The 22,379-nt window shown below is 76.1% G+C and carries 24 protein-coding genes; 14 read left to right on the top strand and 10 right to left on the bottom strand.

All coding sequences use genetic code 11. The features are described from left to right. Positions 1-10 precede the first annotated feature (10 nt). Entirely contained in the window at positions 11-904 is an 894-nt protein-coding gene (locus ACI79O_RS20980) for a hypothetical protein (protein ID WP_456915105.1), read from the top strand. A 27-nt stretch (positions 905-931) separates the two neighbouring features. On the opposite strand, the gene ACI79O_RS20975 is transcribed toward ACI79O_RS20980, so the two are convergent. From ACI79O_RS20975 to coaA, 3 genes are all read right to left on the bottom strand, one after another. Next, positions 932-1,135 carry a DUF5999 family protein gene (locus ACI79O_RS20975; RefSeq protein WP_456873224.1) on the bottom strand — a complete coding sequence of 68 codons (204 nt, stop codon included), beginning with the start codon at positions 1,133-1,135 and terminating at the stop codon, positions 932-934. Between the two features lie 268 nt (positions 1,136-1,403). Next, entirely contained in the window at positions 1,404-2,423 is a 1,020-nt protein-coding gene (locus ACI79O_RS20970; RefSeq protein ID WP_456889803.1) for a class I SAM-dependent methyltransferase, read from the bottom strand. Between the two features lie 267 nt (positions 2,424-2,690). Next, entirely contained in the window at positions 2,691-3,653 is a 963-nt protein-coding gene (gene coaA / locus ACI79O_RS20965; protein ID WP_456915104.1) for a type I pantothenate kinase, read from the bottom strand. Between the two features lie 114 nt (positions 3,654-3,767). Here coaA and ACI79O_RS20960 point away from each other — a divergent pair, with 114 nt between their 5' ends. Next, positions 3,768-4,598: a GNAT family N-acetyltransferase gene (locus ACI79O_RS20960; RefSeq protein WP_456915103.1), complete on the top strand. Its 831-nt coding sequence runs from the start codon at positions 3,768-3,770 to the stop codon at positions 4,596-4,598. Positions 4,599-4,794: 196 nt separating this feature from the next. On the opposite strand, the gene ACI79O_RS20955 is transcribed toward ACI79O_RS20960, so the two are convergent. Beyond that, the gene (locus ACI79O_RS20955; RefSeq protein WP_456889808.1) at positions 4,795-5,340 is read right to left on the bottom strand and encodes a YbhB/YbcL family Raf kinase inhibitor-like protein; all 546 of its coding nucleotides are present in this window, start codon (positions 5,338-5,340) and stop codon (positions 4,795-4,797) included. 136 nt (positions 5,341-5,476) lie between these two features. Here ACI79O_RS20955 and ACI79O_RS20950 point away from each other — a divergent pair, with 136 nt between their 5' ends. Both ACI79O_RS20950 and ACI79O_RS20945 read left to right on the top strand, forming a co-directional pair. Then, positions 5,477-6,226: an HAD family hydrolase gene (locus tag ACI79O_RS20950; protein WP_456873229.1), complete on the top strand. Its 750-nt coding sequence runs from the start codon at positions 5,477-5,479 to the stop codon at positions 6,224-6,226. Further along, positions 6,223-8,595 carry a glycoside hydrolase family 65 protein gene (locus ACI79O_RS20945; RefSeq protein ID WP_456889809.1) on the top strand — a complete coding sequence of 791 codons (2,373 nt, stop codon included), beginning with the start codon at positions 6,223-6,225 and terminating at the stop codon, positions 8,593-8,595. The genes ACI79O_RS20950 and ACI79O_RS20945 overlap by 4 nt, the downstream gene beginning before the upstream one ends. Positions 8,596-8,697: 102 nt before the next feature. Here the strand turns inward: ACI79O_RS20945 and pdxR are convergent, their stop codons facing one another. Next, positions 8,698-10,188, bottom strand: a complete 1,491-nt coding sequence (gene pdxR / locus ACI79O_RS20940) for a MocR-like pyridoxine biosynthesis transcription factor PdxR (protein ID WP_456915102.1) — start codon at positions 10,186-10,188, stop codon at positions 8,698-8,700. A gap of 57 nt (positions 10,189-10,245) precedes the next feature. Between pdxR and ACI79O_RS20935 the strand changes: the two genes are divergently transcribed. Continuing rightward, the gene (locus tag ACI79O_RS20935; protein ID WP_456915101.1) at positions 10,246-11,238 is read left to right on the top strand and encodes a DMT family transporter; all 993 of its coding nucleotides are present in this window, start codon (positions 10,246-10,248) and stop codon (positions 11,236-11,238) included. Here ACI79O_RS20935 and ACI79O_RS20930 read toward each other — a convergent pair. Further along, positions 11,144-11,848 (bottom strand): M50 family metallopeptidase, encoded by a 705-nt coding sequence (locus ACI79O_RS20930; protein ID WP_456915100.1) that lies wholly within the window; start codon positions 11,846-11,848, stop codon positions 11,144-11,146. The genes ACI79O_RS20935 and ACI79O_RS20930 overlap by 95 nt on opposite strands. Positions 11,849-12,065: 217 nt before the next feature. Here ACI79O_RS20930 and ACI79O_RS20925 point away from each other — a divergent pair, with 217 nt between their 5' ends. Further along, positions 12,066-12,668 (top strand): antibiotic biosynthesis monooxygenase, encoded by a 603-nt coding sequence (locus ACI79O_RS20925; RefSeq protein WP_456915099.1) that lies wholly within the window; start codon positions 12,066-12,068, stop codon positions 12,666-12,668. 74 nt (positions 12,669-12,742) lie between these two features. After that, positions 12,743-13,387 (top strand): LysE family translocator, encoded by a 645-nt coding sequence (locus ACI79O_RS20920; RefSeq protein ID WP_456915098.1) that lies wholly within the window; start codon positions 12,743-12,745, stop codon positions 13,385-13,387. Between the two features lie 145 nt (positions 13,388-13,532). On the opposite strand, the gene ACI79O_RS20915 is transcribed toward ACI79O_RS20920, so the two are convergent. The 3 genes from ACI79O_RS20915 to ACI79O_RS20905 form a co-directional block, all read right to left on the bottom strand. Then, entirely contained in the window at positions 13,533-13,943 is a 411-nt protein-coding gene (locus ACI79O_RS20915) for a hypothetical protein (protein ID WP_456915097.1), read from the bottom strand. Positions 13,944-14,471: 528 nt separating this feature from the next. Continuing rightward, positions 14,472-14,633, bottom strand: a complete 162-nt coding sequence (locus tag ACI79O_RS20910; RefSeq protein ID WP_456915096.1) for a hypothetical protein — start codon at positions 14,631-14,633, stop codon at positions 14,472-14,474. A 50-nt stretch (positions 14,634-14,683) separates the two neighbouring features. Further along, positions 14,684-15,532: an ABC transporter permease gene (locus ACI79O_RS20905; RefSeq protein WP_456915095.1), complete on the bottom strand. Its 849-nt coding sequence runs from the start codon at positions 15,530-15,532 to the stop codon at positions 14,684-14,686. 79 nt (positions 15,533-15,611) lie between these two features. Between ACI79O_RS20905 and ACI79O_RS20900 the strand changes: the two genes are divergently transcribed. After that, the gene (locus ACI79O_RS20900; RefSeq protein ID WP_456889833.1) at positions 15,612-16,565 is read left to right on the top strand and encodes an ABC transporter permease; all 954 of its coding nucleotides are present in this window, start codon (positions 15,612-15,614) and stop codon (positions 16,563-16,565) included. Between the two features lie 506 nt (positions 16,566-17,071). Further along, positions 17,072-17,311, top strand: a complete 240-nt coding sequence (locus ACI79O_RS20895; protein WP_456873239.1) for a hypothetical protein — start codon at positions 17,072-17,074, stop codon at positions 17,309-17,311. A gap of 32 nt (positions 17,312-17,343) precedes the next feature. Here the strand turns inward: ACI79O_RS20895 and ACI79O_RS20890 are convergent, their stop codons facing one another. Further along, the gene (locus ACI79O_RS20890; protein WP_456915094.1) at positions 17,344-17,802 is read right to left on the bottom strand and encodes a hypothetical protein; all 459 of its coding nucleotides are present in this window, start codon (positions 17,800-17,802) and stop codon (positions 17,344-17,346) included. A 106-nt stretch (positions 17,803-17,908) separates the two neighbouring features. On the opposite strand from ACI79O_RS20890, the gene ACI79O_RS20885 reads away from it, so the two are divergent. From ACI79O_RS20885 to ACI79O_RS20865, 5 genes are all read left to right on the top strand, one after another. After that, complete coding sequence (locus tag ACI79O_RS20885) at positions 17,909-18,685, top strand: glycerophosphodiester phosphodiesterase (protein ID WP_456873241.1); 777 nt, start codon at positions 17,909-17,911, stop codon at positions 18,683-18,685. Further along, positions 18,670-19,569, top strand: a complete 900-nt coding sequence (locus ACI79O_RS20880) for a lysophospholipid acyltransferase family protein (RefSeq protein ID WP_456915093.1) — start codon at positions 18,670-18,672, stop codon at positions 19,567-19,569. The genes ACI79O_RS20885 and ACI79O_RS20880 overlap by 16 nt, the downstream gene beginning before the upstream one ends. 61 nt (positions 19,570-19,630) lie before the next feature. Next, complete coding sequence (locus ACI79O_RS20875) at positions 19,631-20,980, top strand: MFS transporter (RefSeq protein WP_456915092.1); 1,350 nt, start codon at positions 19,631-19,633, stop codon at positions 20,978-20,980. Next, positions 20,977-21,702 (top strand): thymidine kinase, encoded by a 726-nt coding sequence (locus ACI79O_RS20870; RefSeq protein WP_456873243.1) that lies wholly within the window; start codon positions 20,977-20,979, stop codon positions 21,700-21,702. Before ACI79O_RS20875 ends, ACI79O_RS20870 begins: the two co-directional genes overlap by 4 nt. Before the next feature lie 201 nt (positions 21,703-21,903). Then, entirely contained in the window at positions 21,904-22,248 is a 345-nt protein-coding gene (locus ACI79O_RS20865; protein ID WP_456873244.1) for an RNA polymerase-binding protein RbpA, read from the top strand. Positions 22,249-22,379 lie beyond the last annotated feature (131 nt).

The following is a 22,379-nucleotide window of genomic DNA, read 5'->3' as shown; positions in this document are numbered from 1 at the left end:
TCATGCTGGCATGGCGGCGACGGCGCGGCGACGGATCCGGGCGACGGGGGCGGCGCTGGCCGCGGGTGCGCTGCTGACGGCGGGCTGCGCGGCCACCGGGGAGCCCGGACCGATGGTCCCGGCCGCGGCCACGGACGAGACCTCGGCACCGAGTCCGTCGCCGAGCCCGACGCCGTCGTCGACCCCGTCGGCCGGCACGACGCCGGCCCCGTCCCCGGCGCCGTCGGCCACGCCGGCGCCCCCGGCCGACGGGGGCGCGGGCGGTGACCTGCGCGACCGGCTGCTGCCGGCCTCGGCGTTCGGCGAGGACGCAACCGTCGTCTCGCTGGGCGTCGAGCAGCTCGGTGCCGAGGGCTCGGGCTGGGGCGGCTGGCCGGGGCGCTGGGGGTACTGGGGTCCCGGGGACCACGGGCACGACCACGACCACGACGGCGTGGACGACGAGGTGGCCGTCGAGCCGGCGGCCTGCCAGGCGGTGCTCGAGGCGCTGCCCGACTGGGACGAGGAGGCCGACGGGCTCACCCTCGCCGCGCAGGCCGCCCGCACCCCGCAGACCCAGACGGTGCAGGTGCTGGCCGACTCGCCGCAGCTCGAGGGGCTGCAGCTGCCGGTCGACCAGCTGCTGGCCGAGTGCTCGTCGGTCAGCGCGACCGGTCCCTGGGGCTGGAGCACGACCGCCGAGGTGACCCGCCTGGACGTGCCGCAGCTGGGGGAGCAGAGCGCCAGCGTCCAGGTCACCGTGGACCGGGCCGGGCAGGAGACGGTGAGCGTGCTCGTCGGGATCGTCGTCGACGGCTCCCGCGGGCTGGTGCTGGCGCAGAGCGCGGCGCCCGACGCGGCCGCGCCGGACCCGGCGGCGTTCACCGCGCTGCTGGCCGAGGCGGCGCAGGCCGCCACCGGCTGAGCCGCGACGGCCTCCGCCGGGGTCGTGCTAGGCGGAGACGAGGCCGGCGGTCCGCCACTGGTGGTGGTCGGCGACCGCGCGGCCGTCGGGCAGCAGCTCGCCGTCGTCGTCGAAGAGGACGACGCCGTTGCACAGCAGGCTCCAGCCCTGCTCGGGGTGGCTGCTCACGACGGCGGCGAGGTCACGCGCGTCGCTGGCGGCGTCGGGACAGGGGGTCGCGTGTACGCACATCAGGAGGACTCCCGGTCAGGCCGGCTCACGCCGGGTGTACGTGTAGTGATCGTCCGATCACGAGACGTCGTCGAGTGTGCGCGCGGCGCCGCCGGGCGTCAGGTGACGAATCCCACGACCTGACCCCTTCGGGTCGTCAGACCTCGCCATGGCGGGCGCAGGCCGGGGGCGCGGACCATGCGCGGCCGCTCGTCGGTGAGCGTCACGTCTGCGCGCCCCGTGAGCAGTCCCGCGCGCCGGCCCGAAGGGCCCCGGCTGACCGACGTCCTCAGCGGATCGCGATCACCGCGCGGAGCGCCGCGCCGGGGGGTCCGATTCGCTCCGGCGGGCCCGGCTGTAGGCCGGCCTCGCGGAGCTGGGCACGCAGCACGTCGACGGCGGGCAGCTCCGTGCGGCCCTCCTGCGCCCGCAGCAGCAGGTCCAGGTGCCGGCTGAACAGCTGCGGCCCGGCCACGGTGGTGACGACCACGAGGACGCCGCCGGGTGCGAGCAGGCGGGCGACCGCGCGCAGCAGCTGCTCCCGCTCGTCGACCGGCACGTAGTAGACGACGTTGGCGAGCAGGGCCAGGTCGAAGCCGTCGGCGAGGGCGCCCGGACGACCGGCGGCGAGCGCCTCCCGGATGTCGACCGCCTCGACGGCGGCCCGGTCGGCCAGGCCCCGCTCGCGCAACGTGCGCCGGGCCAGCGCCGCGGCGTCGGGGTCGACGTCCACGCCGAGGCCGGTGGCGTCCGGCGCGGCCTCGAGCATGGCCGCCAGGTACGTGCCCGCACCGCACCCGACGTCGAGCACCCGGCGCGGCCGACGCTCGGTGACCGTGCGGACGAGCAGGTCACGGACCAGCGGGGAGACCGCGGCGGACACCCGGGCGATCACCTCGCCGTGCTCCGCGGCGTCGCGGCGCCTCGGGCCACCGCGCAGCAGCACCGGGAGATCCCGGTACAGCTCGGTCTGGTAGCCGCCGAAGGCCTCGTACGTCGCGCGCACCGGGTCGCCGACGACCGCGCGGCCGAACCGGGTGAGCCGCCACGCGCCCTCTCCGGTGACCAGCCCCGCGGCTGCGAGGACGCGGAGGTAGGCGGCCAGCAGATCGGGGTCGACCGCCCCCAGCCGCCCGGCCAGCTGCTCGGTGCCGGCCGGCCCCTCCCCGAGCGCGTCGAGCAGGCCCAGGTCGAGCGCGGCGGCGACCAGCTGCAGCCGGATCCCGGCCAGACCCTCCCGCGCGGCGCGCAGCCGCGCGCGGAGGTCCCCGCCGCGCAGCACCTCGGCCAGCACTCTCGGACTCGGCATCCTCGCCATCGGGACTCCTCGGCTGGGAGGGCGCGACGGTAGCGCACGCCGACCGCCCGGTCGGCGGTCCGACGGGACCGTCCGCAGCCCGGCCGTCCACCGACTCCGTGCCGCGGCCGGGCACCGAGCCCGCCGCACCGCGGTCCCACGCACGCCGCTGGGACGGGACACCCCTCAAGGCCGTTATCCCCAACTCACGCGCCAGATCTGGTCGGTGGCGGTGACCGGGGAAGGGAACGGCGACAGGGAGGAGACGGAGGACGCCGGTCAGAGCTTGCGCAGCAGGATCCGGCGCACCGAGTGGTCGGCGGACTTCTGCAGCACCAGCCGGGCCCGCGACCGCGTCGGGGCGATGTTCTGCCGCAGGTTGGGGCCGTTGACCGCGGCCCAGATCGACAGCGCCGTCGCCCGCGCGTCGTCGTCGCTGAGGTCGGCGTAGCGGTGGAAGTAGGCGGAGGTGTCGGCGAACGCGGTGCGCCGCAGCGCGAGGAACCGCTCGACGTACCAGTGCTGGATGTCGCTCCCCCCAGCGTCGACGTAGACGGAGAAGTCGAAGAAGTCCGAGAGGAACACCTCGGGCACCCGGCCGTCGTCGCGGCGGCCGGCCTGCAGCACGTTGAGCCCCTCCAGGACCAGGACGTCGGGCCGGTCGACCACCTGCTGCCGGCCGGGCAGCACGTCGTAGGACTGGTGGCTGTACACCGGCGCGCTCACCTGGCCGCGGCCGGACTTGACGTCGGCGAGGAAGCGGATGAGCGCCCGCCGGTCGTAGCTCTCGGGGAAGCCCTTGCGGGTCAGGAGGCCGCGCTGCTCGAGGACGGCGTTGGGCCAGAGGAACCCGTCGGTGGTCACCAGGTCGACCCGCGGCGAGCCGGGTGCGGCGGCCAGCAGGGTCTGCAGCAGCCGGGCGGTGGTGCTCTTGCCGACGGCGACGCTGCCGGCCACGGCGATGACGTAGGGCACCTTGGCGGTGGTGTCGCCGAGGAAGCGGTTCTGTGCGGCCCACAGCCGCTTGCTGGCGGCGACGTGCAGGCCCAGCAGCTCGGCGAGGGGCAGGTAGACGGTGGCGACCTCGTCGAGGTCGATCCGGTCGCCGAGGCTGCGCAGCCCACGCAGGTCGGCCTCGTCCAGCGGCAGGGTGCGGCTGCCGGCGAGAGCCCGCCACGCGTCGCGGTCGAAGGCCGCGTAGGGCGAGATCTGGGGGCGGGTCCCTGCCGTCACACCGTCCATCGTGGACCCCGGCGCTCCCCGGCCCGCCCGCCGGGTCACCCGCGCGGGGGTCGCGGGGGCCCGGACCGGTGTCCGCGGCCGGTCGGGGTCGGTGGCCGCGTCTAGGGTGCCGGTGTGCCGACCCGCCCCGGGCTGCTCGACTGCGTCGAGCGGTACGCCGCCGCCGCGCCGCTGCCCGATGCGCGGCTGGTGCCGGCCGGGGCCCTCGACGTGCCGGTCGGCCCGCCCGCGTGGCCCTATCCCGCGCGCCCGCGGCCCGACGCCGGCCCGGTGCGGGCCGAGGACGTGCGCGCCGCCACCGCGCTGCAGGAGGAGGCGGACCTGCCGGCCGCGGTGGAGTGGGTGGTGGAGCGGACCCCGTCGCTGGCCGCCGCCGCGCGCGGGGCCGGACTGGTGGTCAGCTACTTCCCGCTGCTGGTGGTCGACGACCCGGTGGAGGTGCTGCTGCCCGCCGGGGTCCGGCTGTACCTGGTGGGGGCCGAGGACCCGGCGCTGCCGCACTACCAGCACCTGCTCGAGACCGGGTTCGCCGCGCACCACGGCGACGGGACCGGTGACGCGCCCGACGAGGCGGCCGACGCCGCGTCCGACGCCGACGAGGGCCTCCCGGACGCGCGTGCCGAGGTGCTGCGCGAGCGGGTCGCCGCGGGCCGGACGGTGGTGATGGTGGCGATCGAGGACGGCCGGCCGGTGGGGGTGGGCTCGCATCACCCGGTCGACGTCGACGGCACCGAGATCAGCGAGATCGTCGGCGTGGCCAGCTCGCCGCGGCGGCGCGGGCGCGGGGTCGGGGCGGCGCTGGCGTCGGCGCTGGTGGCGCACGCCCGTGAGACCGCCGACCTGGTGTTCCTGACCGCCGGTGACGACGACGTCGCCCGCGTCTACGAGCGGGTCGGCTTCGCCTGGCTGGGCTGGACCGGGGTGGCCGCCCGCCCGCCGGACTGACCCGGCGGCACCGGCCCGGCGGTCCCGGTCCCGGGACGCGGCGCCGCCACGACCCCGGCGGCCGGCCGGAGCGGTACGAGCGCGAGGACCAGCGGGTGCGCGGGGGCCGGCCGGTGACCTCCTCGGGGCGTCACGCACCCCGGGTACCCGGCGCCGCCCACCCGCGCACCCGCAGGCCAGGACGCTGTCGTTCCGCTCAGTCCTGGGTGTGGGTGATCACCATCGTCGCGCGGGCCAGGGTGTGGCCGAAGAGGTTGAAGCCGTGGAAGGCGGGGGAGGCGTCGGCCGGCACGCCCATGTCCTCGGTGTCGAGGGCGTGCACCACGACGAAGTAGCGGTGCGGGCCGTGGCCGGCCGGGGGAGCGGCCCCCACGTAGCCGGGGAAGCCGGCGTCGTTGCGCAGCTGGCGGGCGCCCGCGGGCAGGGCCGAGCCCTCGCGGTCGCCGGCGCCGGTGGGCAGCTCGGTGACCGAGGCGGGCAGGCCGGTGAGCACCCAGTGCCAGAAGCCGCTGGCGGTGGGGGCGTCGGGGTCGAAGACGGTGACGGCGAAGCCGCGGGTCTCCTCCGGGAAGCCCGACCAGGACAGCTGCGGCGAGCGGTCCTCGCCGCCGGCGCCCATGACGCCGCTGACACAGTGCGCCGGCATGGCCTCGCCGTGGCGCGCGTCGGTGCTGGTCACCGTGAACGAGGGGACGGGCGGGAGGAAGTCGTAGGGGCTCGGGGGAACGGGCCGGTCGGCCACGGGCGGTCCTCTCCTCGGGTGGTGGTCGCGCGGGTCGTCGTCGCGCCGGCCCCAGGCTGCCGCGCGCGGGTCCGCCCGGCGACCGGGGCGGCGCTCTCGACAGGTCGCGGGCGCGACACGCCGGTAGCGTCGCAGCGTGCTCGGACTCCCGGACAGCATCCGCGCCTGCCTCTTCGACATGGACGGCGTCCTCACCCGGACCGCCACCGTGCACATGGCTGCCTGGAAGCGCACCTTCGACGAGTTCCTGCACGCCACCGAGCCGGGGGCCGTCGAGTTCACCCAGCTGGACTACAACCGCTACGTCGACGGCAAGCCGCGCGCCGACGGTGTCCGCGACTTCCTCGCCAGCCGGGGCATCGTCCTGGACGAGGGCACGCCGGAGGACCCGCCCGACGCGCGGACCGTGCACGGCATCGGCCGCCGCAAGAACGAGCTGCTGCTGACCGAGCTGGCCGAGCACGGCGTCGAGGTCTACCCCGGCTCGATGGCCTACCTGCGCGCGGCGCGGGAGGCGGGCCTGGCCACCGCGGTGGTCACCGCCTCGGCCAACGGCGAGCAGGTGATCGCCGCGGGCGGGTTCGCCCAGTACATCGACGCCCGCGTCGACGGCGTGGTCACCGCCCGGGAGGGGCTGCGCGGCAAGCCCGCACCCGACACCTTCCTCGCCGGCGCGCGGGCGCTGGGCGTCGAGCCGGCCGCCGCCGCGGTGTTCGAGGACGCGCTGGCCGGTGTCGCGGCGGGCCGCGCGGGGAACTTCGGGTACGTGGTGGGTGTGGACCGGGTCGGGCAGGCCGACGCGCTGCGGGAGAACGGCGCCGACGTCGTCGTCACCGACCTCGACCAGCTGCTGGGGGACCGGACCGCGGAGGAGGGTGCGAGGTGACCGAGGGGCGCCCCAGCTTCCCGATCGAGCCGTGGTCGCTGACCGAGATCGGTCTCGACCACGCCTCGCTCGGCGTGCACGAGTCGGTGTTCACCCTGGCCAACGGGCACGTCGGCATGCGCGGCTCGTTCGAGGAGGGCGAGCCGATCGTCGTCCCGGGCACCTACCTCAACGGCTTCTTCGAGGAGCGCCCGCTGCCCTACGCCGAGGCCGGCTACGGCTTCCCGGAGCAGGGCCAGACGGTCGTCAACGTCACCGACGGCAAGCTGCTGCGGCTCCTGGTCGGCGACACCCCCTTCGACCTCGACTACGGCGAGATCGTCGAGCACCGCCGCACCCTCGACCTGCGCCGCGGGGTGCTGCGCCGGGTCACCGAGTGGCGCTCGCCCAACGGCCGCACGGTCAAGGTCACCAGCACCCGGCTGGTGTCGCTGCGGCGCCGGTCGATCGCCGCGATCGAGTACTCCGTCGAGTGCAACGACGACCGCGGCGACCTCTACGTGGCGCTGCAGTCGGACCTGCTGGCCAACGAGCCGGTCGACAGCGGCAGCGAGAGCGACGACCCCCGCGCCGCGGCCGCGCTGCGGCGCCCGCTGGTCAAGGAGATGGCCGTCGGCCGGGCCCAGCGGGCGGTGCTGGTGCACCAGACCCGGCGCAGCAAGCTGCGGGTGGCCGCCGGCATGGACCACGTCATCGACGTCCCCGACACCGCCACCGAGGACATCGAGGCCGGCGAGGACCTCGCCCGCTACACCCTGGCCGCCCGGCTGCCCCAGGGCTCCACGCTCAAGCTGGTCAAGTACCTGTCCTACGGCTGGAGCTCGCGCCGGTCGGCCGCGGCGCTGCGCGACCAGGTGGAGGGCGCGCTGGCCACGGCGAAGCTGGCCGGCTTCGAGCGCCTGCTGCGCGAGCAGAAGGAGGTGCTGGACTCCCACTGGTCGCTGGCCGACGTCGAGATCGAGGGCGACGACGAGCTGCAGCAGGCGGTGCGGGTCGGCGTGTTCCACCTGCTGCAGGCCTCGCTGCGCGCCGAGCGCCAGCCGATCCCGGCCAAGGGGCTCACCGGCCCGGGCTACGACGGGCACACCTTCTGGGACACCGAGACCTACGTGCTGCCGGTGCTCACCTACATCGCGCCCGACGCCGTCCGCGACGCGCTGCGCTGGCGGCACTCCACCCTCGACCTGGCCCGCGACCGCGCCCGGGAGCTGGGCCGGCGCGGCGCGGCGTTCCCGTGGCGCACCATCCGCGGCGAGGAGACCAGCGGGTACTGGCCGGCGGGGACGGCGGCCTTCCACATCAACGCCGACATCGCCGACGCCGTGGTGCGCTACGTGCACGCCTCCGGTGACGAGGAGTTCGACCGCGACTTCGGCGCCGAGCTGCTCATCGAGACCGCCCGGCTGTGGGCGTCGCTGGGCCACTTCGACGCCGAGGACGGGTTCCGCATCGACGGGGTGACCGGCCCCGACGAGTACACCGCCGTCGTGGACAACAACGTCTACACCAACCTCATGGCGCAGCGGAACCTGCGGGAGGCGGCCGCCGCGGTCGAGCGGCACCCCGACGTCGCCGGGCGGCTGCAGGTCACCGAGGACGAGGTGACGTTGTGGCAGCGGGCCGCCCGGATGATGCGGGTGCCCTGGGACCCGCGGCTGGGCGTGCACATGCAGTCGGAGGGGTTCACCCACCACGAGGAGTGGGACTTCGCCGCGACGCCGGCCGACCACTACCCGCTGCTGCTGAACTACCCGTACTTCGAGATCTACCGCAAGCAGGTGGTCAAGCAGGCCGACCTGGTGATGGCGCTGCACCTGCGCGGTGACGCCTTCACCCACGAGGAGAAGGTCGCCGACTTCGCCTACTACGAGGCCCGCACGGTGCGCGACTCCTCGCTGTCGGCGGCCCAGCAGGCGGTGGTGGCCGCCGAGACCGGCCACCTCGAGCTCGCCTACGACTACTGGGGCGAGGCGACGCTGACCGACCTGCAGAACCTGCACGGCAACGCCGGCCACGGGCTGCACCTCGCGTCGCTGGCCGGCGGCTGGATGGTCGCCGTCGCCGGGTTCGGCGGGATGCGCGACCACGACGGCCGGCTGCTGTTCGCCCCGCGGCTGCCCTCGCGGATCACCGGGCTGCGGTTCCGGCTGGCCTACCAGGGCCGCGTCCTCGAGGTGGCGATCGGCAAGGAGCAGACCACCTACCGGCTGCACGAGGGCGAGCCGCTCGACATCCACCACCACGGCCGCCGGGTCACCGTCGACGAGGACGAGCTGGTCCTGGACAACCCGCCACCGCCGGAGGTGGCCCCGGTGACCCAGCCGCCCGGCGCCGCGCCGCGCCGGCGCGGCAAGGGCCAGCGGGACTGAGGAAGGACCCCGTCCTCCCCACCCTTCGCGAGCTCAGGGCGGGACCCGGGACGGGGCCGTTCCAGCCGGCCACCGGGGCCGTTTCCGCACGTCCCCTGGGACTCAGGACAGGACGCGGGCGAGCCGGGTCACCGCCTCGGTGAGCCGGCCGGGCGGGGCGGCGGCGTAGCCGAGCACCAGGCCGGGCGGGCCGGGCCGCACCCGGTGCCAGGACAGCGGGTGCACCAGCACCCCGGCCTCGCGCGCCTGGGCGGCCAGCTCGACGTCGTCGGCGTCCGGCCGCCCGGGCAGGGTGAGCAGCAGGTGCAGCCCGGCGGCCACCCCCTCGACCCGGGCGGCGGGCAGGTGCGCGCGGACGGCGGCGACGACGGCGTCCCGGCGGGCCCGCTGCCGGGCGCGGACGCGGCGCAGGTGGCGGTCGTAGGCCCCGCCGGCCAGCAGCTCGGCCAGGACCAACTGGGGCAGCACCGGGCTGCCGAGGTCCATCGCGTGCCGGGCGGCGACCAGGTCGGCGTGCAGGTGCGCGGGGGCGACCAGCCAGCCCAGCCGCATCCCGGGGGCGAGGGTCTTGGAGGTGCTGCCGGTGTGCAGCACCGACCCGGGCGCGCCGGCCTGCAGCGCGGGGACCGGGGCGCGGTCGTAGCGGTGCTCGGCGTCGTAGTCGTCCTCGACGACCAGCCCGCCGGTGTCCCGCGCCCAGGCCAGCACCGCCCGGCGGCGCTCCGGGGCGAGCACCACCCCGGTGGGGAACTGGTGGGCCGGGGTGAGCAGCACCGTGGGTGCGCCGGTGGCGGCCAGTGCGCCGACCACCAGCCCCTCGCCGTCGACGGGCACCGGGACGGTGCGCACGCCCCAGTGCGCCAGCGCCTCCCGGGCGCCGCGGGACCCGGGGTCCTCCACGGCGATCGCCGGCGCCGCGCCGGACCGGGCCCGCAGCACCGCGGCCAGCAGGGTCAGCGTCTGCGCCACCCCGGCGACGACGACCACCTCGTCGGGGCCGGCCCGCAGCCCCCGGGTGCGGGCCAGCCACGCCGCGAGCACCGCCCGCAGCCGCGGGTGGCCGCGCGGGTCGCCGTAGCCGAGGTCGGCGTCGCCGGCGGTGGTCAGCACCGCCCGCTCGGCGCGCAGCCAGGTGGCGCGGGGGAAGCCTGCCAGGTCGGGCACGCCGGGGGAGAGGTCGAGGTCGACGCCCTCGGGCGCGCGGGCGGGCAGCCGGGGCACTACGCCGTCGGGGACCGGCTCGGGAGCCGGGCGGGACGGCGGCGGCCCGCCCGGTGCACCTCCCGGGCCGGATAGCACGGTGCCGGGGAGCACGGTGCCGGCGACCACGGTGCCCGACCCGGTCCGTGCCACCACCAGCCCCTCGTCGGCCAGCCGGCGCCACGCCTCGACGACGACGCCGCGGGAGGCGCCGAGCTCGCGGGCGAGGACCCGGGTCGGGGGCAGCGGCGTGCCCGGGGCGAGGCGTCCGTCGGTCACCGCGGCACGCACCCGGTCGACCAGCCAGGTCGTGAGGCCCTGCGGCGGGGCCTCGTCGCGGCGCAGCTGCAGGAAGTCGGCACCGCCGTCGGGCCGGTCTCCGGATCGGTCCACTCCACCCCGCCCTCATCGGACCTGTGCACCGGTCCACCTGCCGCCCAGGGTGGCACCGTGACCGCCGCTCCCGACAGCCCCCACACCGTCCGTGCCGCACTGCCCGGCGCCGTGGCGATGGCCTTCGTCGGAGGCAGCGTGGCGGTGTCCGGGCTGCTGGCGCCCTCCGGCGACGCCACCGCGCAGGCGCTGCGCTACGCCGTCGCCTGCCTGCTGCTCGCCGTCCTGGCGCGGGCCACCGGCCGGCCGCTGCGGCGGCCGCGGGGCGCGGAGTGGGGCTGGCTGCTCGGCGTCGCCGGCACCGGGCTGGTGCTGTTCAACGTCGCGCTGGTGGAGGGCGCGGCGCACGCCGAGCCGGCGGTCCTCGGGGTGGCCGTCGCCAGCGTGCCGCTGCTGCTCGCGGTGGCCGGTCCGCTGCTGGAGGGCCGGCGGCCCCGGCCGCGGGTCCTCGCCGCCGCCGTCGTCGTCACCGCCGGGGCGGCGCTGGTGCAGGGGCTCGGCCGCGCCGACGGGACCGGGCTGGCGTGGGCGCTGGTGGTGCTGGCCTGCGAGGCGGCGTTCACGCTGCTCGCCGTCCCGGTGCTGGGCCGGCACGGTCCCTGGGGCGTGTCGGTGCACGCGACCTGGCTGGCCGCCGGGGGCTTCGCCGTCCTGGGGTTGGTCACGGAGGGCCCCGGCGCGGTGCTGCGGCTGGGGGTGCCGGAGCTGCTTGCGGTCGGCTACCTCGCCGTCGGCGTCACCGCGGTCGCGTTCGTGCTCTGGTACGCGACGGTCACCCGGCTCGGCGCCGCGCGGGCCGGCCTCCTCACCGGCATCGCGCCGGTGGCCGCGGCCGCCGCCGGCGTGGCGCTGGGCGGGCCGCTGCCGGCCCTGCCGGTGTGGACCGGCGTGGCGGTGGTCGCGGCCGGCCTGGTCCTCGGGATGGGGGCGGCCGGGCCGGGCGGAGGAGGCCCCGTCAGGGCTGCAGCAGCCAGACGGCGGCCAGCGCCAGGGCGGCGACGTCGACGAGCAGGAACAGCCCGACCCACAGCAGCCCGGGCAGGCCGGTGAGGCGGGCCAGCTGGTCGGCGTCGGAGTCCGGCGCGCGGCGACGGCGGCGGGCGCGCTGCAGCTCCAGCACCGTGCGCGGCGCGGCCAGGAGCAGGAACCAGGTGACCGCGGCGGCGAAGGCGGCCTGACCGGCCGGCGGCACCCAGGCCGTCACGCCGGCGACGACCGCGCCGGTGGCCAGCACCGCCCACAGGCCGAAGAAGTTGCGGATCTGCAGCAGCAGGAGCGCCAGCAGCGCCAGCACCGCCCACAGCACCCCGGCGGCGTGCCCGGCGGCCAGCAGCGCCGCGGCGCCCAGGCCGAACAGCGCCGGGCCGACGTACCCCGCCGCGCAGGTGAGCACCATGCCCGGGCCGGTGGGGCGGCCCGCCGACACGGTCAGCCCCGAGGTGTCCGAGTGCAGCCGGATGCCGGCCAGGCGGCGGCCGGTGGCCAGCGCCGCCAGTCCGTGGGCGCCCTCGTGCGCGATGGTCACCACGGTGCGGGTGGGCCGCCACAGCGCGGGGCTGGCGACGACGACCAACGCGACGACGGCGGCCCCGGCCAGGACCTCGACGGGCAGCGGCGCCTCGGCGGTGACGCGGGTCCAGAGTCGGGCGACGGCGTCCATCCCGGCGAGTGAACCGCACCGGCCCGGGAGGTCCCCGCAGCGACGCGAGGGTGTGCGCCCGCGCCGCATGCTGTCGGCCGGAACCCGGCGTGCGCGCACCCGCTCGCCGTCGTCGTCCGTTATCCCCAACGGTTTGCTGTCTCGCTGCGGTGGGCGCGGGGGAGGTCACACCACCGCGGGCTGCGAGGGGGTCCGGGAGCCGCCGATCCTGGGCGGTATGACGTCGTCGACGCCCGTGGTCACGCGCGACCTGCCGGTCACCGTCTCCTTCACCCGCCGCGCCGACCCGGCGCACACCCGGGAGATGACCGCCTGGATCCGCGCCGGGCTGGCGATGGCCGAGTCGTTCCCCGGCTTCCTGGGCGCGGGGTGGGTGCGCCCGCGCGGCGGCTCGGACGAGTGGCACATGCTCTGCCGGTTCGCCGACCACGAGGCGCTCGAGGCGTGGGAGGCCTCGGCGGAGCGCGCCTGGTGGCTGCGGTCGGCCGAGGGGCTGGCCGAGGTCACCCGCACCGAGCGGCGGACCGGCATCGAGGGCTGGTTCGACCAGCCCACCAGCGCCGAGGTGGTGACCCCGCCGGGGCCGGCCGCGCCGCCGCGCTGGAAGCAGGCGGCGACGATCTGGCTGGTCTTCTACCCGCTCAACCTGCTGACCACGGTGACCCTCGGCGTGTGGCTGGCCGACCTGCACGTGGCCCTGCGGGTCGCCGTCGTCACGCTGACGCTGACCCCGCTGATGACCTACCTGCTGCTGCCCTGGATCACCCGGCGGCTGCAGTGGTGGCTCGCCGGCCGGTCCTGGCGCGACCGGCGCGGCTGAGCCCGGTCCCGCTCCGGCGGCGCCGGGACGGATAACCGGACGACGGGCCAGCGGCGGGCTGCCACCCTGCCGGTGTGGACGTCCCGGCCCTGCTCGTCGCGCTGCCCGCCTTCCTGGGCGCCGTGCTGCTCATCGCGGCGACGCCCGGGCCCGCGTTCACCCTCATCGTGCGCCGCGCCGCGGTCCGGGGTGCGGGCGCCGCGGTGCCCACGGTGCTCGGGGTCGAGGCGGGGCTGTTCGTCTGGGCGCTGCTGGCCGGTGCCGGGATCGCGGCCGCCGTGGCGGCGTCGGAGCTGGCCTACCTCGTGCTGCGCGTCGTCGGCGCGGGCGTGCTGCTGTGGCTGGGCGGCCGCGCGCTGTGGCGGGCCTGGCACGGCGGGCCCGGCGCGGACGGCGGGGGAGGGGAGCGGCCCGCTGCGGGGAGCCGGCGGCGGGCGTTCGGCGAGGGTCTGCTGGTCCAGCTGGCCAACCCGAAGCTGGCGGTCTTCATGATCGCGTTCTATCCGCAGTTCGTGCCCGCCGGCAGCGACCCGCTGGCCACCGCGGTGCTGCTCGGGGTGCTGCAGGTCGTCGTCGAGACCGGCCTGTACCTGGGACTGGCCGCCGGCGTGGGGCGGGCGGGGGCCTGGTTCCGCCGGCCACGGGTGAGCCGCGGACTGGACGCGGCCGCCGGCACGGTCCTGGTCGGGCTGGGCGTCCGGATGGCCGCCTCCCGCTGAGGGTCCGCGCGCGCCCACACCCAGGCGGACCTCGGTGTGCACCCCACCCTGACGCCCGTTATCCCCAACTTATGGCCGCCACCATGACCCTCGACGACGAACACGCCAAGAGCGGGGGAGGAGCTGCCCGCTGCTCGGCATCGGTTCAGGTCATCGGGAACTCAGCGAACTCGCCCAGGGTGGAGTGCGGCGGGCCGGCGCCGTCGGCCCCGGTCGTCGACCCCTGGGGGACGAGACAGGCGACGCCGTAGCGCCCGGGCTCAGCCAGTCGCACGAACGCGGTCTCGGAGGCACCGGGCGGAGCCAAGGCGCTGCCGAGCGGGGTCACCGAGGCCCGCATCCGGTTCTCGGGCAGGGCCAGCACGTCGGCCCACGGGAGGCGCACGTGGTCGTCGATCCGGAAGACGGCGACCTCGTGGGGCTCGGTGCCGTCGTTGGTGGAGGTCAGTCCGACGACGCCGGTCGGCAGGCTCGCGGCGAGCCCGTCGTACCGGTGGTCCGTGCCGCTGATCTCGAGGTGGGCGTAGCCGCACTCGGCGAGCATGTACTCGTCCATCGCGGCGTCGGCCGCGTGGAACTCCGCCCGGGCGAAACGTCGTCGGCGAGCTCCGCCGGCGCGGTCTCCTCGGCGCGGGTCAGCAGCGGATCCACGGTGGCGCCGGAGTCCTCCAGGGCTGCTCGGACCTGCGCGGCGGTCGCGGCGTCGGGGATCGGCGGGACCGCCGCGGACGCCGCCTCGATGTCGACGTCCGCCTCGCAGAACGCGGCGGGGTCGGCGACCTCCGGGGCACTCGACGCCGTCGATCCCGCACTCGCGGGCTCACTGCCGTCGTCGGAGCCGCACCCGGGCGCGGATAGCCCCACGGCGACGGCGACGCCCGCGTCATGGGTCCTCCTGGCGAGACCCGGCGCGTCGGCGCGGCTGCAGCACGGCGTGGCGGACACCTCCTGGTGGAGCGGCCGCGGTAGGAACTGACGCCGTCCATACCCGTTGCCTGTCGCCGAGGGCACCGTGTTCCGTTATCCCTAACAAGCCTTCGACTCTTCATACACAGGACGAGAACGCACGGTTGTCGCACGGTCATCAGGCGGACGAGCTCGCCGTCCGGGTCACGGACAGGGGCCACCCGCCGGCCCGCGGCACGTCGTTCGGCGGGCCGTGCACCGCGCCGCCGGGCTCGGTGACGCGGGGGAGGGCGGCGTCGACGTCGCGGGTCGCCAGGACGGGCTGCACGGTGCTCGGCACGGGACCTCCTCGGGACGGGAGCAGGGGAGCCCGTGCGAGGAGCCGGGGACTCAGCGGTGGTCCGGCCGGTTGCGCAGGCCCTCGCCGAGCAGCACGAAGGCGGCCACCGCCACGACCAGGACGACGCTCGGGCCGATCAGGGCGTGCGGCGCGCGGGAGGCCGTCTCGCCGCCCTGCTGCAGCAGGATGCCCCAGGACTCGATGGGCCGCCGCAGGCCGACACCGGCGAAGGTCAGGATCGCCTCGGCCGAGATGAGCACCCCGGCGTAGGCGCTGGCGAAGACCACCAGCGGGCGGGCGGCGTTGGGCAGCACGTGCCGGTACAGCAGCCGCAGCGGTCCGGTGCCGAGGGCGCGCGCCGCGGTGACGTAGTCGAGGGCCAGCACCTGGCGGGTGCTGGCCCGCACCACCCGCACCATCGGCGGCCAGCTGAAGGCCGCGAGGACGATGACGACCTGCGGGACCCCGCGCTGGTCGGTGGCGCTGAGCAGGATGACGCCGCCCAGGACGAGCGGGATGCCCGACCAGACGTCGGTGACCCGGGAGACCAGGCCGTCGGCCAGCCCGCCGGCGTACCCGGCGACGGTGCCGAGGACCACCGCGGCCAGGCCGGCGATGAGCACCACGGCGACGGCGAGGCCCAGTGACGTCCGGGCGCCGTAGGCCACCTTGGCGGCCAGGTCGCAGCCGAAGACGTCGAAGCCGAGCGGATGGGCCCAGGACGGCGGCAGCAGGGAGTCGGCGAGGTCGCACGAGCGGGGGTCGGCGCGGGTGAACGCACCGGGGACGAGCGCCATGGCGCCCAGCAGCGCCACGAGCACCCCGCCGACGACGAGCGGGCCGTTGCGAGGTCGCCGTCCGGTCGTCGGGGGCGCGGGCGGGGAGGAGGACGACGGCACCCGCGGAGTCTGACCGAGCGGAGTCGCGCCGTCGACCGTGGTGATCACGATCGGGCGGGCATGTCGCAGGATGTCGGGTGTGCTCGCCTTCACCGTCCGCCGGTTGGTGCAGACGCTGCTGAGTCTCTGGGCGGCGGTGACCCTGGTCTTCATCGCCGTGACGCAACTGCCCGGGGACCCGGTGCGTGCGCTGTTCGGCTTCGAGCCACCCCCGCCGCAGCTCTACGCCCGCATCCGCACCGAGTTCCGCCTCGACGAGCCGGTCCTGGTCCAGTACGTCCTCTACCTGCGCGACCTGGTGACCGGCGACTGGGGGCGCGGCCTGCCCCGGCTCAGCGGGGACGACGTGGTGGCCGGGCCGGCGGTGCTCGACGTCATCGCCGCGGCCGCGCCGGTGAGCGCGGTCCTGCTCGTCGGCGCGATCGTCGTGCAGCTCGTGGTGGGGGTGGTCGCCGGGGCGCTGGCCACGGGCGGGCGGTGGACCGGCACGGGGGTGTACGTCGTGGCCATGGTGCTGGTCGGCACCCCGGTGGTCGTGGCGGCGTACCTGCTGCGGTTCGTGTTCGTCTCTGAGCTGCGCTGGGCGCCGTTCAACGGCCTGTCCGGGGACCCGGCGGCCTACGTGCTGCCGGTCCTCGCGCTGGCGGCGCTGTCGACCGGGTACGTGGCGCTCATCTCCCGCGCCGAGGTGGGGGACACCCTGCGGGCGCCCTTCGTGCTCGCCGCGCGCGGACGCGGGCTGCCGGTCCGGCGGGTGGTCGGGGTGCACGCGCTGCGCCCGTCGCTGACCCCGGTGGTGACCTTCGTGGCCGCCAACCTCGGCCAGCTGTTCGTCGGGCTGATCGTCGTCGAGGGGGTGTTCGTCATGCCCGGCGTGGGCGCGGCGATCCTCGGGGCGATCGAGGGACGGGACCGGGCGATGCTGGTCGGGTTGACCACGGTGGTGATCGCCGCGGTCATCGTGGCCAACGCGGTCGCCGACATCGCCGCGGCGGCGCTGGACCCGCGGGTACGGCTGCAGCCGGTCAGGTGACGGTCAGGGGGAGCCGGTGGAGCCGGGTCCTCTCCAGGCTAGTTGACATAATGTGCATTATCGGCGTGGAGGATCCGTGGTCGGCGGCCCAGGTGGACGCCGGGATCCGGGCTCGTCAGACGCGTAGGCCCGCAACGCATCCGCGGTGTCGACCCGCGGTGTCCTGCGCGGCATCTCGTCGGCGCCGCGTCGTCGACGAGATGCCCCACGACGTGTCCGTCCGCGACGTCGATGGCGACCCCGGGCTCGTCCGGCCCGCCGTGGCGTCCCGGCCGCTCCGTGGACCTGCCGGCCCGCCGTCCGCCCGTCCCGGTCGCCCGGCGCCCGACCCGGCCCCTCCGGACCGCCGCCGGCGTCATCGCTCGCAATCGTCGTACTGCCGGACGGCCGGTGGTCACCACTCCCCGGGCCCGGCCACACCACCGTCAATGCGTCATGGTGACGTTAGTCGGGTGGGATCACCCGTTCGACGGGCGGTGCACCCGGGTGCTGCTTAGGGTCGGTGCATGGAACTCCGACGCCCGATCGCCGCACTGATGACCGCGTTGGCGCTGTTCGGAGGCGGCGCCACGGTCACCGGCTGCAACGCGGCCGGGCAGGACCAGAACGACGGCACCACCGACGACAGCGAGAACACCAGCGGCAACGACCCGTCCGAGGACTCCCAGGACAACCTGCCGGACAACAGCAACGAGGACCAGGGCAACCCCGAGGACCAGGACGACGACACGCAGGACCCGGACTGACCGGCCGCGCCTGACCGGCCGTGGGCGGCGGCTCAGCCGGCGCGCTCGGTGACCCAGAGCCGGTCGAGCCGGCCGGTGGAGAGCAGCAGGTCGGCCAGGGACTGCTCGAGCTCGGCCTTGGTGTGCCGCTCGCCGAGCAGGGTCTGCACGTCCTCGAGGGCGCAGCGGAGCTGGAACAGCCGGTCCTGCAGACCGTCGAGGTCGGCGCGCTTGACGAGAACGACGTCGTCGGACAGGCCCGCTTTGGTCGTCGCCGAGCGCTGCTCGTAGGCGCGCTGCCGGCAGGCCTGGCCGCAGTACAGCCGGGGACGCCCGACCGAGCCGGCCTGGGGCAGCACCCGCCGGCACCAGCCGCAGCGGCGGTCACCGCCACTCCCCTGCCCCGTCGTCTGCTCCGCCGCGGGACGCCCCGGGTCGCGCTCCGCCGTCGTCGTCCTGACCGCCTTCCGGACCGTGCGCGCGGCCGAGCCGCGGACCTGCTGTTCTGCCACGGTCGGGACGCTAGACGGCACCACCGACAGTCCCGCGTGACACGCCCGGGGGACACTCGGGAAGCAGCCCGACGGCGTGTCGGACGCCCGCACTAGCGTGTCGCCCGTGCCCTCCGCCCGGTTCGCCTACCTCGACGGACCGACGCCCCTGGCGATGGCCCACCGCGGCGGCGCGATCGAGCACCTGGAGAACACCATGCCGGCCTTCGAGGCCTGCGTGGCGATGGGCTACCGGTACCTCGAGACCGACGTCCGGGTGACCGCCGACGGCGTCCTGGTCGTCTTCCACGACCCGACGCTCGACCGCGTCACCGACCGCACCGGCCGCATCGAGCACCTGCCGTGGGCCGAGGTCGCCACCGCCCGCATCGGCGGCCGCGAGCCGGTGCTGCGGCTGGAGGAGCTGCTGGACGCCTGGCCCGACGTGCGGTTCAACCTCGACATCAAGGCCGCCGGCGTGCTGGCGCCCCTGGCGCGCACGGTGCACCGGATGGGCGTGCACGACCGCATCTGCCTGGGCTCGTTCTCCGACGCCCGGGTGGCGGCCGCGCGGCGGGTGTTCGGGCCCTCGGTGTGCACCTCGCTGGGTCCCCGCGGCGTGGCCGCGCTGCGGCTGTCGTCGTACTCCCCGCGGGCGGCCGGGCTGGTGCGGATGCAGGCCGGGTGCGCGCAGGTGCCGCTGCAGCTGGGCGGGCGGGCGCTGGTCGACGAGCGGTTCGTCGCCGCCGCGCACGCCCGCGGCCTGCAGGTGCACGTCTGGACCGTCGACACCGCCGAGGAGGCGACGGCGATGCTCGACCTGGGCGTCGACGGGATCATGACCGACCGCCCGGCCATGCTCAAGGAGGTCCTCGAGGCCCGCGGCGAGTGGGTGCCGCGCTGAGCGGGTGGGCACAGCGGCTGCGCGGCTGGCGCCCGCCGGCGCCGCCGCTGCCCGACCACCTCGAGCCGGTCCTGCGGGACACCGACCCCGAGTGGTTCGCCCGGGAGCTGGCGATCGCCGCGGCGCCGCCCTGGCGGGTCTGGCTGTTCCTGCTGCGCCGCCTCGGCCGGCTGGTGGAGCTCTTCGGCCGGATCGAGACCACCGGCACGATCCCCGAGGAGCTGCGCCGCGGGCCGCTGCTGCTGGCCGCCAACCACGTCGGCGACTTCGACCCGCTGGTCGTCGCCGTGGCGCTGCACCGGCTCGGGGTGACCCCGCGTTTCATGGCCACCGGCGGGATCGTCACCGCACCGGTCGCCGGTCCGCTGCTCGAGCGCGCCGGCGGCATCCGGGTCGACCGCGGCACCTCGCCGGCCCGGCACGCGGTGCGGGTGACCGAGGTGGCGCTGGTGCACGGCGGGCACGTCGTCGCCTATCCCGAGGGCCGCGTCGGCCTGGCCCCCGACGGCTGGCCCGAGCGCGGCCGCACCGGCATGGCACGGCTGGCCCTCGGGGTGCGGGTGCCGGTGATCCCGGTCAGCCAGTGGGGCGCCCAGGAGGTGCTGCAGTACGGCAACGACCTGGGCAAGCTGCGCACCCTGGCGCGGTCGCTGGTGCGGCGGCCGGTGCTGCGGGTGCACGTCGGGCCGCCGGTGCACCTCGACGACCTCGAGGTGGGCCGGGTGGGCGACGCCCACCGGGCCCGGATGCGCATCGCCGCGGCGATCACCCGGGGCCTGGTGCCGTTGCGGGCGGCTGCCCGGCCGCTGCCCCCCGACCCGACCCGGCCGACGACGGGCGCCGCGGCGATCCCCGGCGGGGTCGTGCCCGACGACGTCCCCTGACCGGACATCCCGTGACGGGCCGGTGCTGGAGTTGCCGGGCCGCGTTTGGCACCCTGCGCCGGTGACCGCTCCCGACGTCGACGCCTCGCCCGGGCCCGTCGACCCCGCGCTGCGCCGCGAGCGCTTCGGCTGGTACTCCTACGACTGGGCGATGTCGGTGTTCAACACCAGCGTCACCACGGTCTTCCTGGGCCCGTACCTGACCAGCGTGGCCGAGGACGCCGCCGGCGCCGACGGCCGGCTGCCCTTCCTGGGGCTGTCGATCCCCCCGGGCAGCTGGTTCTCCTACGTGCTGTCGTTCTCGGTGATCCTGCAGGTGCTCGTGCTGCCGCTCACCGGCGCGGTCGCCGACCGCACCGGGCGCAAGCGGCAGCTGCTCGGCGGGCTGGCCGGCCTGGGCGCGGTGGCCGCGACCTGCCTGTTCTTCGTCGCCGACGGGCGCTACCTGCTGGGCGCGGCGCTGTTCGTCGTGGCCAACGTCGCCTTCGGCGCGGCCACGGTCGTCTACTACTCGTGGCTGCCCGACCTCGCCGCACCCGACGAGCGCGACGCCGTCTCCAGCCGCGGCTGGGCCTTCGGCTACGTCGGCGGGGCGCTGCTGCTCGCCGTCCACCTGGGGCTGTTCCTGGGCGCGGGGTCGCTGGGGCTCACCGAGGGCGAGGCGGTGCGCATCTGCCTGGCCACGGCGGGCCTGTGGTGGGGGCTGTTCACGCTGGTCACCGTCTCCCTGCTGCGCGACCGCCCGCCGGGCGCCGGGCACGGCACCACCACCAGCGGGTTCCGGCAGCTGTGGGCGACGCTGAAGGGGATGCGGGCGTTCCCGCTGACGCTGTGGTTCCTCGGCGCGTACCTACTGTTCAACGACGGCGTGCAGACGGTGATCTCGCTGAGCGCCACCTACGCCAGCGAGGAGCTGGGGCTGTCGCAGTCGGTGCTCACCGGCGCGATCCTCATGGTGCAGGTGGTCGCCGTGTTCGGCGCGCTCGGGCTGGGCCGGGTGGCCGCCCGCTACGGCGCCAAGCGCACCGTGCTGGGCTGCCTGGTGGCCTGGACGGCGGTGCTGGTGGCGGCGTACTGGCTGCAGGAGGGCGCGGTCGCGCAGTTCTACGCGCTGGCGGCCGTCATCGGGCTGGTGCAGGGCGGCACCCAGGCGCTGTCCCGGTCGCTGTTCAGCCACCTCATCCCGGCCGGCCGGGAGGCGGAGTACTACAGCTTCTACGAGATCAGCGACCGCGGGACCAGCTGGCTCGGGCCGCTGCTGTTCGGCCTGACCTACCAGCTCACCGGCTCCTACCGGTACGCGATCATCAGCCTGCTGGTGTTCTTCGTCGCCGGGTTCCTGCTGCTGGCCCGCCTGCCGATGCGGCGGGCGGTCGTGGCCGCCGGCAACACCCCGCCCGAGCGGCTGTGAGCGGTCCGGCCGCCGTGCCGGCGTCGGTCCCGGCCGCCGGGGACCGCCGGCGCGCTCCCGCCCCGGCGCACCTGCGCTTCTTCCACGGCCCGATGGACTGCGGCAAGTCCACGCTGGCGCTGCAGGTCGACCACAACCAGAGCCGGCAGGGCCGCTCGGGGCTGCTGCTGACCCAGGGGGACCGGTCGGCGCGGCCGCAGATCAGCTCCCGGGTCGGCCTGGCGCACGACGCCGTGGAGGTCGACGCCGGCACCGACCTGATCCTGCTGGTGCGCAGCCTGTGGGCCGGGGGCCGGCGGGTGGACTACCTGATCGTCGACGAGGCGCAGTTCCTCACCCCGGCGCAGGTCGACCAGCTCGCCGAACTCGTCGACGCCTCGCACGTCGACGTCTACGCCTTCGGGCTGACCACCGACTTCCGCGCCCGGCTGTTCCCCGGCACCCAGCGGCTGCTGGAGGTGGCCGACGACGTGCAGCGGATCCAGGTCGAGGTGCTGTGCTGGTGCGGCGCGCCGGGGCTGCTCAACGCCCGGGTGGTCGACGGGCAGATGGTGCGCGAGGGCGCCACCGTCGTCGTCGCCGACACCGCGCCCACCCCGGTGCCCGAGGCCGACCCCACGCCCGGCCCGGAGGTGCACTACCAGGTGCTCTGCCGGCGGCACCACGTGCTCGGGCAGCTCGGCCCGACGGCGGCCGGCCCCGGCCAGCTCGAGCTGCCCTGACCCCTCCCCGAGCGGCGCCGCTCCCCCGTCCGGGGGGCGGTGCGCGCCCCCAATACCACTCCATGCGATGATGGGGAACCGACTCAGCGGAATCTATCCGCGAAATCCGTCGTTGGTCTCCTTGACTCCCCGCGCGGTGGGTACTGCCTGCTGCGACGAGGACACCTGACCGACACCACCAGCACGAGAGGACGGTGTGCCATGGGCGAGCGTTCCCTGCGGGGCAGCCGACTGGGCAGCGTCAGCTACGAGACCGAGCGGAACACCGCTCCGATCGAGCGCCAGTACGTCGAGTACAAGTGCCCCTCGGGCCACCAGTTCACCGTGCCGTTCGCCGACGACGCCGAGGTGCCCGACACCTGGGAGTGCAAGTTCGACGGCTCCGCGGCCAAGCTGGTCGGCGGCGCCGAGCCGGCTCCCAAGAAGGTCAAGCCGCCGCGGACCCACTGGGACATGCTCCTGGAGCGCCGCTCCGTCGAGGACCTCGAGGAGGTCCTGGCCGAGCGCCTCGAGGTGCTGCGCGGCCGGCGGACCCGCGCCAGCTGACGCACTCCCCGCACGACGCGGAACGGCCCCGGTGGGCCACCCCACCGGGGCCGTTGCGCGTCCCCGGGCGGGCCTTGCCGGTCCTGGCTGGGGATTGGTGGTTGGAGCACAACTTCGGGGCCGGGTGTGTT

The sequence above is a fragment of the Geodermatophilus sp. SYSU D00696 genome (assembly GCF_054050235.1).
Note: the sequence above shows the minus strand (reverse complement) of the source record. Positions and strands in the feature narration are given on the sequence as shown.